Source organism: Anaerostipes sp. CAG:276 (assembly GCF_000432215.1).
In the GTDB taxonomy this organism is placed as follows: domain Bacteria; phylum Bacillota; class Clostridia; order Lachnospirales; family Lachnospiraceae; genus Anaerostipes; species Anaerostipes caccae.
Window position 1 is genome coordinate 51,010 of record NZ_FR889181.1, and the last position, 11,639, is coordinate 62,648.

The following is an 11,639-nucleotide window of genomic DNA, read 5'->3' on the forward strand; positions in this document are numbered from 1 at the left end:
AGAATTGGATGATACACTGTGGTTATCAAGAAAAAGAGGAGGAAGACTATGGCACAGCCCAAGATTTTAGTAGTAGATGATGACAAAGAGATTGTGGGAGCGATCAAAAAGCGTCTGGAACTGGAAGGATATGATGTAGTTCCAGCTTATAACGGCCTGGAGGCTCTGGATGTGCTCGTGGAGCAGGATATCCAGCTTCTGATCATTGACATAATGATGCCGGGTATGGACGGATTATCTGCTACCATGAAGATCCGGGAGAGTAAAAATATTCCGATCATCATCCTGTCTGCTAAGACGGAGGAGAGCGATAAGATCTTAGGACTTTCCATGGGGGCGGACGATTATGTCAGCAAACCTTTCCGGCCGGATGAGCTGATTGCAAGGGTAAAATCCCAGCTTCGCAGATATTTACAGCTCGGCAGCAAAGCGGCAGGGCCGGAAGATAAGAACCGGCTGATCCTTGGCGGATTGACGCTGGACCTGGACGGCAAATGCATTTATGTGGACGGGGAACCGGTGAAAGTCACAGCAACTGAGTTTAAAATTCTGAATTTGCTGATGAGGCATCCGGGCAGAGTTTTTTCCGCCGAAGAAATCTATGAAAGAGTCTGGGAAGAAGCGGCGTATGCAACAGAAAACACAGTGATGGTTCATATTCGGAGGATCCGTGAAAAGATTGAGATTGATCCGAAGAACCCAAAATATTTAAAGGTGGTATGGGGAATTGGATACAAAATGGAAAAAATGGATTAACAGCGGACTGATCGCTGCGGTGATCATCGCCATGGTGGGCGGAGTGCTGTTCGGCATCTATCAGATGCACACCATGGATAATTATAATGACGGACTGGATTTCACAACGATCAAAAAAGGTGAGCGGATGGAAGACTCCGATTACTATGTGCACGCCGTCCAGAGGATTTTAAACAAATGGGTGAAAGCGAATAATCTGATGGATCAGAATTATGATGATGTTGAATCAGAACTTCCGTCCAACCTTGAAAACGAGATTTTTGTAAAGGCAAAACTTACGATTCAGCCCTACGGCAAAAAAGCCGTGACGAAAGAATACGGTGCCGATGCCAAGACAGCAAGAAAACCTGTATTTAAGAAAAAGATCGTGATCAACAGAAACGATACGCTGGGGTATGGATTGAATCCCAACAAAAGCATAAGAGCAAAATATTCAAGCAATGCAAATATGGATGAGGCTTATTATGATTCCGAAGATAATACGATGTCACCGTCGGATTTTTACAATATCAGCGGAAACTCTATGAACAGGGGAAGCCTTTCCCTGCCACAGACATTTTTCATTGACGATGCAAAACAGCAGAGGCTGGAATCAGCAGTGATCGAAGTAGGCTTTTACGATGGGTATTATAACGCGCTGAATAAACACTATAAGACATTTCCTGATGTGAGGAAAGAAATGATGATCAAGCTGTCCATCTTATTGGGAGCAGAGGTATTGGGACTGCTTGCCCTGTCCGTGCTGTTTGCACTTCAGAAAAGCCGCGCACGCTTTTTTGAGAATATGGACCGCATCTGGTACGAGGTGATCCTGTGCGTCATTGGCTTCGGACTGTTCATGGGAACAGGAACAGTGGCGGCTGCATCCATCGGTGCTCTTCAGCAGGAAGATCTGATACCGATTATGACATTTGCGGGGATCGTACTTCTAATGATCGGGATGGTGCTGTCTATCTGTCTGCAGACAACAGTCTGGCGACTGAAAGAAGGAACATTTTTAGAACACACACTTTGCGTGGGCACGGCCCGGAGATGGTACCGCAGGAACAGGCAGAGACGGGAGGCCGAGAAAGAAGCTCTGGAGTTCGCAGACCGTCTGGCCGTGGAACGGCTTTCGATCTACCGAAAAGGGAAATACCTCATGCTTGCGATTTTCTTTGCAGGACTGTTTATGATCGGCTGGTCGCCTCTTCTGGCAGTGATTGCCCTCTGTGTGGGTGTCCTTGGCATGAAATATCTGGGAGAACATTTTGATGAGGTTGCGAGGCAGCAGAGGGATCTTGGAAAACTGATCTGGCAGATCGAGAGGATCTCGGAGGGAGATCTGAAAGCCGATGCAGACATACCGAAGGAATCCCTGTATTATAACGCGTCGAAACAGCTGAGCAACATCGGAAGCGGCCTGGACAAATCCCTCCAGGACCAGATGAAAGGGGAACGCATGAAGATCGACCTGATCACAAATGTATCCCATGATCTGAAAACGCCGCTCACGTCGATCATCAGCTATGTGGATCTTCTTGCAAGAGATGATTCACTTTCTCCTGAGGCGAGGGATTATGTGACCATATTGAATCAGAAAACAGAGAGACTGAAAAATACGATCGCTGATCTGTTTGAACTTGCAAAATCCACCAGCGGTGAGGCCAAGGTTACATTGGAGCCGATGGATCTTAAAAAACTGATGGAACAGACTCTGGAGGATATGAGCGATCAGATCAGAGAGTCCGGCTTTAAAGTGAAATTTCAGTGTGATGCAGAGCATACGAAATTTAAGGGGGATGTGAACCGCATGTACCGGGTAGTGCAGAATATACTGGAAAATGCACTGAAGTATTCCCTGAAAGGTACAAGGATTTTTGCCACGATCTCAAATCAGGGCAGCAGAGTCTGCCTGACGGTCCAGAATACGTCCGGTTATGAAATGGACTTTACGGAGGAGGAGATCATGGAGCGCTTTTACAGAGGAGAAAAATCCAGGACCAGTGAAGGAAACGGCCTGGGACTCTCGATCGCAGACAGCTTTACTGCAAACTGCAGGGGAGAATTTAAGATCGAGATCGACGGAGATCAGTTTAAGGCTATGATCCTGTTCCCGATCCTTCCGTAGGACACAAAGTTTTAAATGTAAGGACAATGACAGAAGTGCCATTCCATGCTATAATAACTTCATTGAAGAAAGGAATTTCTATGATGAAAAGACGTATTACATGCATGCTGCTGGCACTCTGTCTTTTGTTATGCGGGTGCAACATTGACGGCAAAAAGGACTATACAAAAACAGAAGATCTGGACGAGGCTACCCTTCAGGGCATGGCAAAGGATATCACGAAGGAGATGACACTGAAACAGAAGATCGGACAGCTCTTTATGGTATCCATGTACTCTCTGGACAGTTCGGGCAGCAAGAATCAGACAAAGGTTACAGCTTCCATGAAAAAGGCTATGAAGAAATATCCTGTGGGCGGGATTCTTCTGTTTTCAAAAAATGTAGATTCTGAGAAGCAATTAAAGCAGCTTACGAAGGATTTTCAAAGCGCTTCCTATGTACCGCTGTTTATAGCGGCTGATGAAGAGGGAGGCACTGTCTCGAGGATTGCCTCAAAGCTGCCGGACGCAGTCAGCCAGTATCCTGACGCCAAAGAAATCGGGGAGACCTACACAGACAAGCAGATCGCCAAGATGGGGAAGGAGCAGAGCAGACAGCTCAAGGCTCTTGGCATCAATATGAATCTGGCCCCTGTGGCTGATGTTCTCTCAAATGAGAACAACACTGAGGTTGGAAACCGGGCCTTTGGCTCTGATGCCAAGGAAGTGGCATCCATCGTTAAGACACTGGTGAAAAGTATGCAGAAGCAGCAGTTTTCTGCGACATTAAAACATTTTCCGGGAAGCGGCGACGCTCTTGGAGATACTCACAGAGGGGCAGTGGAGACGAAGCAGTCTATCCAGGAGCTGAGGAAAAAAGAGTTTCTTCCATTTGAAAGCGGTATGGATGCAGACGCTGACGCAGTCATGGTTTCCCACCTGATCCTTACCAATGTAACGGATGAAAAGGAGCCGTGCAGTTTAAGCGAGCGGGTAATATCGGACATTTTAAGAGATGAATTGGAATATGACGGTCTGATCCTGACCGACGCTATGAATATGAATTCCATCACAGATAACTATACTTCAGGAGAGGCTGCGGTGAAGGCGGTAAAGGCAGGCGTAAATATTGTCGTTATGCCGGAGAATCTGGGACAGGCGTTTAAGGCCGTGAGAAAGGCTGTAAAAAATGGGGAGATCAAGGAATCTGTCATAGATAAAGCTGTGAGAAGGATCATTTACACGAAGCTGAAAAGGGGCGTGATACCGCCGGATACCAACCTTCTTGAGGATGACTAATAATTTTTTTGTTTGTCGAAAAATAAAAATCAGTGCAGTAGAAAATATTGCACTGGTTTTTTATATGTGATACTATTTGTGAGGAAGCCTCCGGTTTGAGGCAATGCAGCAAAAGCAGAAGAATAAAGGAGATAAGACATGGAGAAACAGGAATTATTATATGAAGGAAAGGCAAAGAAAGTATTTACAACAGAAGATCCGGATTTATTAATTGTCGACTATAAAGATGATGCGACAGCGTTCAACGGAGAGAAAAAAGGAACGATTATCGGAAAAGGTGTTGTAAATAACCGCATGTCCAACTACATGTTCAAGATGCTGGAAGAAAAAGGTGTTCCGACTCACTATGTACAGGAACTCAGCGATCGTGAAACCGTTGTAAAAAAGGTAGAGATCGTACCTTTGGAAGTGATTATCCGCAACGTGGCGGCAGGAAGCTTTTCTAAAAGACTTGGAATTGAAGAAGGGTTTGAATTGTTAGAGCCAACCCTTGAGTTCAGCTACAAAGATGATGATCTTGGAGATCCATTGATTAACGAATATTTTGCTTATGCTATCGGTATTTCCAACCGCAAAGAAGTAGAACGTATCACAGAGTATGCATTTAAAGTAAACGAGGCATTGATTGAGGAATTTAAGAAGATAGGCATTAAACTGGTTGACTTTAAGATTGAATTCGGCCGTTATAAAGATGAGATCATCTTAGCAGATGAGATTTCTCCGGACACATGCCGTCTTTGGGATTTAGAGACAAACCAGAAATTAGACAAAGACCGTTTCCGCAGAGATTTAGGGGACGTGGAAGAGGCATACGAAGAAGTATACAGAAGACTTGGCTTATAATTTATTCTTAAGAGAGGCTTGAAAATGGACATAGAACGTTTTGACAAGTTAGGAGAAGAGTGCGGCGTCTTCGGAGTCTATGATTTTGACGGCAATGACGTGGCTTCTACAATTTATTATGGTTTATTTGCGCTTCAGCACCGGGGACAGGAGAGCTGCGGAATCGCGGTTTCCGATACCAACGGTCCGAAAGGGAAGGTTTCTTCCAGAAAAGGTATGGGACTATGTAATGAAGTCTTTACTCAGGAATCGTTAGGCGAACTGAAAGGCGATATTGGTGTCGGCCATGTCAGATATTCTACTGCAGGACAGAGCTGTCCCGAGAATGCGCAGCCGCTCGTATTAAATTATGTCAAAGGTACTCTGGGACTGGCCCACAATGGTAATCTGATCAATGCGCTGGAGTTAAGGCATGAACTGGAATATTCCGGGGCTATTTTTCAGACAACCATAGATTCTGAAGTGATCGCTTATCATATTGCCCGGGAGAGGGTCAATACCCACAGCGTGGAAGACGCAGTGGCAAAGGCCATCCGCAAGATAAAGGGCGCATACTCTCTTGTGGTGATGTCTCCAAGAAAGCTCATCGGGGCAAGAGATCCATATGGCTTTAAGCCGCTCTGCATCGGAAAGAGAGATAATGCCTACATCCTGGCATCTGAGACCTGTGCTCTGGATACGGTAGGGGCTGAGTTCGTCCGGGATGTGGAGCCGGGTGAGATCGTTACGATCACAAAAGACGGCATTCAGTCAGACTGCAGTATGTGCCTTCCAAAGGGAGAAGCCGCCAGATGTGTTTTTGAATACATCTATTTTGCGCGGCCGGACAGCTGTATTGACGGAGTCAGCGTGTACCAGTCAAGGCTTCAGGCGGGAAAGTATCTGGCGATTGATTCACCGGTGGATGCGGACATCGTTGTGGGTGTGCCGGAATCCGGCAATGCCGCTGCACTGGGCTACTCTCTGGAATCGGGAATTCCTTATGGAACAGCTTTTGTGAAAAATACTTATGTGGGACGGACATTTATTAAACCGAAACAGAGCAGCCGGGAGTCCAGCGTGCAGGTTAAGCTGAATGTCTTAAAAGAATCTGTGAGAGGAAAGAGAGTCATCATGATCGACGACTCTATCGTCCGGGGTACAACCAGCGACCGGATCATCTCCATGCTCAGAGAGGCGGGAGCCAGTGAGGTCCACGTAAGGATCAGTTCACCGCCTTTCTTATGGCCGTGTTATTTCGGGACCGATGTTCCTGCCAGAGAGCAGCTGATCGCGTATAACCGAAGCATTGATGAAATTTGTGATCTGATCGGAGCGGACAGCCTGGGCTACTTAAAGACTGAGAGATTGGAACAGCTCTCTGAGGGGCTGCCGATCTGCAAAGGCTGTTTTACGGGAGAATATCCGATGGAACCGCCGAAGGATAATATCCGCGGAGATTACGACAAATAAGGAGAAGAATTCATGAACGATAAATATCAGAGCCCCTTATCCGAACGATATGCCAGCAAAGAGATGCAGTATATCTTTTCACCGGATATGAAGTTTAAAACATGGAGGAAACTGTGGATCGCACTGGCCGAAGTGGAAAAGGAACTGGGACTTTCTATTACACAGGAGCAGATTGACGAGCTGAAAGAACATGCAGAAGACATTAACTATGATGTCGCAAAAGAGCGTGAGAAATTAGTCCGTCATGATGTGATGTCCCATGTCTATGCCTATGGACAGCAGTGTCCTAACGCTAAAGGCATTATCCACCTGGGAGCCACCTCCTGCTATGTCGGAGACAATACAGACATTATCATCATGACAGAGGCATTAAAGCTTGTGAAGAAAAAGCTTGTGAATGTGATCGCCGAGCTTTCCAAGTTTGCTCTGGAATACAAGGACCTTCCGACCCTTGGCTTTACCCATTTTCAGCCGGCACAGCCGACTACAGTTGGGAAACGGGCAAGCCTCTGGCTGATGGATCTTGTGTATGATCTGGAGGATCTTGACCATGTCATTGACAATATGCGTCTTCTCGGGTCCAAGGGAACGACCGGGACTCAGGCAAGCTTTTTGGAACTGTTTGAGGGTGACCATGAGACGATCAAAAAGATCGACGGCATGATTGCCGAAAAAATGGGATATGAGAAGTGCCAGCCGGTATCCGGCCAGACCTATTCAAGGAAGATTGATTCCAGAGTGCTGAACGTTTTAAGCGGCATCGCACAGTCTGCACACAAGTTCTCCAATGATATCCGCCTCCTTCAGCATTTGAAAGAGGTAGAGGAGCCGTTTGAGAAGAACCAGATCGGATCTTCTGCTATGGCATACAAGAGAAATCCGATGAGAAGCGAACGTATGGCTTCCCTGGCTGACTATGTGATCTCCGATGCCATGAATCCTGCGCTCGTAGCTTCTACCCAGTGGTTTGAGAGGACTCTGGACGATTCTGCCAATAAGCGTCTTTCTGTACCGGAAGGATTCCTTGCAATTGACGGCATCCTGGATCTGTACCTGAACGTCGTGGATGGTCTGGTCGTTTATCCTAAGGTTATTGAAAGCCGTCTTATGAAAGAACTTCCGTTTATGGCAACGGAAAATATCATGATGGACGCAGCAAAAGCAGGCGGAGACCGCCAGGAACTTCATGAGAAGATCCGTGTACATTCTATGGCGGCCGGAAAAGTGGTCAAAGAAGAAGGGAAAGAAAACGACCTGTTGGAGAGGATTGCGAACGATCCTTCCTTCGGAATGACGATGGAACAGCTGGAAGCGATCATGGAACCGAAAAACTTCGTGGGACGTGCACCACAGCAGACAGAGGAATTTGTCAGCGAAGTCATTCAGCCGATCCTGGATGAAAATAAAGAAATGCTCGGAATGACAGCCGAGATCACGGTATAATATTTATTTGATGGAAAGCTCCTTTAAAAAGGGGCTTTCTCTGCTTATAGGGGATGATGATGTATTATTTTATTGTAAATCCAAACGCAGGTTCCAGAAAAGGAATGCGCTGCTGGGAGGAGATCAAGACATATCTGCTGGAAGAAGGGATCGTATTCCGTGAACTCCTGACAAAAGGAGAAGGTGATGCCGCGAGATTTGCAGAGCGGATCACGGAGAAAGGCAGGCCGGATGTGATTGTAGCGGTGGGCGGCGACGGGACACTTCATGAGACGGTTTCGGGAATGAAGAAAGGAACAGAGGCGAAGCTTGCTTTCATTCCCGCAGGGTCCGGCAATGACTTTGCCAGGGGGATGGGGTATTCAAAAGACCCGAAAGAGAGACTCAGGAGCATCTTAGCAGATGAGAACGGGGCCGTGATCAATGTGGGGAGCACTTTTGCTCCCGATGCCTCCGGGTGTTTCCTCGTCAGCTCCGGGATAGGATATGACGCACGGGTCTGCCATATGGTCAATCACGCAAAGACAAAAAAGCTGATGAACCGGCTCCACATGGGAAAACTGACTTATCTGGGGATCGGTCTTCGCGGCCTGTTTGCGGCTGAACTGTTTGAGATGCGGCTGGTTCTTGATGATTCCAGAGAAGAAATATTTCACGATGTGCTGTTTACATCGGTCCATAACCTGCCTTATGAGGGCGGGGGCCTGAAATTTTCACCGGATGCCCGGCCGGATGACGGTTTTCTGAATCTGTGTATTGTGGCAGGCATATCAAAGGCAAAGATGATTCGTCTGCTGTCCAGAGTACCCGGAGGAAAGCATATTGGCTGTCCGGGTGTTTACAGTTTCCGCTGCCGGAAGGCAGAATTTTTTATGGAGAAACCTCAGTTTTTTCATATGGACGGAGAAGTACCGGGGCAGTCATGCCACGTGACGGCAGAAATCGGCTCTGAAAATTTGCAGATTTTGGGCTGAACGGAGGAGTAAAATTGTTCCCATCTGTAAATCCTAACAAGGTCAATGATTTACAGAGAGGAAGGGATCAGATGGACAAGATATACTATAATGGGGATATTCTTACTATGGAAGACACCCGGACAGAGCCGGAGGCAGTTTTGATATCGGACGGCATCATTGCGTTCACAGGAAGCCTGAAAGAAGCAGTGAGGGCTGCACATCAGCCGGAGATGACAGATCTTAACGGGAAGACCCTGATGCCGGCATTTATAGACGGACACAGTCATATTTCTCTTGTGGCCCAATTTTCACAGTTTGCTGATTTGTCCGGATGCGAAAGCTTCGCAGACATCAAAATGCGCCTGACCGCATTCCAGAAGGAAAAGAAGATTGGAGACGGCGGTGCTGTCATAGGTGTGGGTTATGACCACAATTTTCTGGATGAAAAGAAGCATCCGGATAAAAACGTATTGGATGAAGTTTCTGATCAAATACCGGTATTTGTGCTGCATGCGTCCGGGCATATGGGGGTTGGAAATTCCGTTTTGTTAAAAGAGGCAGGGATCGATGCGTCGGCACCTGATATGGAAGGTTCCAGATTCGGCAGGATACCGGGGTCTATGGAACCGGACGGATATGCGGAAGAGACGAAGGCACTGAACCTGCTTCTGGCCCGGGTATACGCAAAGATTCCAGGGGATCCGAAAGCACAGATAGAGAAAGCCCAGGAGCTTTACCTGTCCCACGGAATTACTACGATCCAGGACGGTGCGGCATCCGGACAGGATATGGAGACTTTGTTTGAGGCCGCAAAAGAAGGGCTGCTGAAAGCAGACGTTGTTTCTTATGTCCTCGTCGGAGAAGAACCGGAAAAGCTGGAGCAGGAATATGCAGAACTTAAAAAAGCATACTGGAATCACTTGAAACTGGGCGGCCGGAAAGTGATCCTGGACGGATCTCCACAGGGAAAGACCGCATGGCTGTCGAAACCCTATGTGGGAGAAGAAGAATACCGGGGATATCCGGCAATGGAACAGGAGAAAGTACAGACATATATCCGGAATGCCATAGAAAACGGTGTTCAGATCCTCGCCCACTGCAACGGAGACGCGGCTGCCCAGCAGTGGATAGACAGTTTTGAAAAGGCCATGGAACAGTGCGGTGTCTCAAAAGAAGATAATTTGAGACCGGTCATGATTCACTGCCAGACCGTGCGGAAAGATCAGCTTCTCAGGATGAAAAATATCGGTATGATCCCGTCGATGTTTGTAGATCATGTTTACTACTGGGGTGACATTCATTTAAAGAATCTGGGAGAAGAAAGGGCAGAAGCCATAAGTCCTGCCAAGTCTGCATTTGAGCAGGGGCTTTGTGTGAATTTTCATCAGGACTCTCCGGTTGTCCCTCCGGATATGCTGCATACAGTCTGGTGCGCAGTAAACCGGGTGACAAGGGAGGGAAAGATCCTTGGAGAGGAAGAACGGGTCGATGTCTTCGAGGCACTGAAAGCCGTGACGATCAACGGGGCCTATGCCTATTTTGAAGAAGACAAAAAAGGGAGTATCACGGAAGGAAAACTTGCAGACCTTGTGATCCTCGATCGGAATCCACTGAAAACGCCTGTATCAGAACTGAAAGATATCAAGGTGACGGAGACGCTGAAGGAGGGGGAGACTGTGTACCGGAAATGCTAGGTGTTCCTGGCTTTCCCGGTGCTGTTTCTCTTGACGATGAAAGGCTCAAACTCGAGTTTCGTAACGAAGCTCCTCGGCTTATTTTTTGTCTTGGATTCCCTGTGCCGCACGATGATGTCCACGGCCTCCCGCCCCTTTGCCTCGATGGAATGTTCCACCGTTGTAAGGGAGATCCTGCGCATGTCTGCCATGGGGATGTTGTCGAAGCCGCAGACAGAGAAATCATTCGGAACTTTGTATTTCATATCAAAAAGGGCGTCTAAGATCCCCAGGGCGACCATGTCATTGTAGGCCACAAACGCAGTGGAATCTGTTCCCTCGGTAAGGATTTCTTTGGTCAGGTTAAAGCCGCAGGAATACTCCAGCATATTCGGGGAAAGGGTGTTGTACTCTCCAGTTGAAACAGAGCGGCATGTCACATTTTCAGGATCGAATCCGTGCTCATAAAAGGCTTTTTTCAGACCTTCAAAACGTTTGGAACGGGAACGCTCAATTGTGCTCATAGGCGTGGATACGTAGGTGATCTTCCGGTGCCCGAGGGAGAGAAGATGTTCTGCCACCAGATAGGCCGGCTTGGTGCTGCTGACATGGATGGAGTCAAACATGATGTCGTCATTTTTATCCCCGATGTTGATGACGGGAATATGTTTGGACATATCGTTAACATCTTTAAGCCAGGAAGTCGGGTAAAGATAGACAATGCCTGCCGCGTCAAAATCCTGGATCATATTCAGGTAGAACTGCTCGGTGTTGGGATTCCTCAGAGTAGGGGCCGCGAAGGTGACATATCCGTAGTCGTGGGCGCGCTCTGTGATGGAATGTACAAGGATCGAGTAATAATGGTTGGACAAAAATGGACACATAATAACGATGACTTTGGAAAGACCCGCGGGCTGAGCAGCCTTTTTTTTCTTTTTTTCATATCCAAGTTCTTTTGCCGCGTTTAATACTTTGATCCTTGTCTCTTCAGAAAAGGATACATTGCTCTTCTGATTTAGAATCATGGATACGGCAGACTGGGAAACATTTGCATATTTTGCAACATCTTTTGTAGTGATCTTTTTCTTTGAAGCCATAAACCCTCCTAATCAAAAAAAATATTTATTAA

9 protein-coding genes are annotated in these 11,639 nt (G+C 47.1%); 8 read left to right on the forward strand and 1 reads right to left on the reverse strand.

Translation table 11 applies throughout. The features are described from left to right. Positions 1–48 precede the first annotated feature (48 nt). From QVP35_RS05585 to QVP35_RS05620, 8 genes are all read left to right on the forward strand, one after another. Positions 49–756 (forward strand): response regulator transcription factor, encoded by a 708-nt coding sequence (locus QVP35_RS05585; RefSeq protein ID WP_022260876.1) that lies wholly within the window; start codon positions 49–51, stop codon positions 754–756. Continuing rightward, on the forward strand, positions 728–2,866 hold the full coding sequence (locus QVP35_RS05590) for a sensor histidine kinase (protein ID WP_022260877.1): 2,139 nt from the start codon (positions 728–730) through the stop codon (positions 2,864–2,866). Before QVP35_RS05585 ends, QVP35_RS05590 begins: the two co-directional genes overlap by 29 nt. Positions 2,867–2,946: 80 nt before the next feature. Next, positions 2,947–4,143, forward strand: coding sequence for a glycoside hydrolase family 3 protein (locus QVP35_RS05595; protein WP_022260878.1), 1,197 nt, complete (start codon positions 2,947–2,949; stop codon positions 4,141–4,143). 138 nt (positions 4,144–4,281) lie between these two features. Beyond that, on the forward strand, positions 4,282–4,986 hold the full coding sequence (gene purC, locus QVP35_RS05600) for a phosphoribosylaminoimidazolesuccinocarboxamide synthase (RefSeq protein WP_006566550.1): 705 nt from the start codon (positions 4,282–4,284) through the stop codon (positions 4,984–4,986). Between the two features lie 24 nt (positions 4,987–5,010). After that, complete coding sequence (purF, locus tag QVP35_RS05605) at positions 5,011–6,438, forward strand: amidophosphoribosyltransferase (RefSeq protein ID WP_009289082.1); 1,428 nt, start codon at positions 5,011–5,013, stop codon at positions 6,436–6,438. 12 nt (positions 6,439–6,450) lie between these two features. Further along, entirely contained in the window at positions 6,451–7,881 is a 1,431-nt protein-coding gene (gene purB, locus QVP35_RS05610; protein ID WP_006566548.1) for an adenylosuccinate lyase, read from the forward strand. Positions 7,882–7,940: 59 nt separating this feature from the next. Next, positions 7,941–8,855: a diacylglycerol/lipid kinase family protein gene (locus QVP35_RS05615; RefSeq protein ID WP_009289081.1), complete on the forward strand. Its 915-nt coding sequence runs from the start codon at positions 7,941–7,943 to the stop codon at positions 8,853–8,855. 71 nt (positions 8,856–8,926) lie between these two features. Beyond that, positions 8,927–10,531, forward strand: coding sequence for an amidohydrolase (locus tag QVP35_RS05620; protein ID WP_022260880.1), 1,605 nt, complete (start codon positions 8,927–8,929; stop codon positions 10,529–10,531). Here QVP35_RS05620 and QVP35_RS05625 read toward each other — a convergent pair. Beyond that, a complete protein-coding gene (locus QVP35_RS05625; RefSeq protein ID WP_022260881.1) occupies positions 10,528–11,607 on the reverse strand; it encodes a LacI family DNA-binding transcriptional regulator in 1,080 nt (359 codons plus the stop codon). The two genes, QVP35_RS05620 and QVP35_RS05625, sit on opposite strands and share 4 nt — an antisense overlap. Positions 11,608–11,639: the final 32 nt, after the last annotated feature.

Coding starts and splice junctions, on each gene's coding strand:
- QVP35_RS05585 (WP_022260876.1), top strand. CDS start 49: ATGGCACAGCCCAAGATTTTAGTAGTAGATGATGACAAAGAGATTGTG.
- QVP35_RS05595 (WP_022260878.1), top strand. CDS start 2,947: ATGATGAAAAGACGTATTACATGCATGCTGCTGGCACTCTGTCTTTTG.
- purC (WP_006566550.1), top strand. CDS start 4,282: ATGGAGAAACAGGAATTATTATATGAAGGAAAGGCAAAGAAAGTATTT.
- purF (WP_009289082.1), top strand. CDS start 5,011: ATGGACATAGAACGTTTTGACAAGTTAGGAGAAGAGTGCGGCGTCTTC.
- purB (WP_006566548.1), top strand. CDS start 6,451: ATGAACGATAAATATCAGAGCCCCTTATCCGAACGATATGCCAGCAAA.
- QVP35_RS05615 (WP_009289081.1), top strand. CDS start 7,941: ATGTATTATTTTATTGTAAATCCAAACGCAGGTTCCAGAAAAGGAATG.
- QVP35_RS05620 (WP_022260880.1), top strand. CDS start 8,927: ATGGACAAGATATACTATAATGGGGATATTCTTACTATGGAAGACACC.
- QVP35_RS05625 (WP_022260881.1), bottom strand. CDS start 11,607: ATGGCTTCAAAGAAAAAGATCACTACAAAAGATGTTGCAAAATATGCA.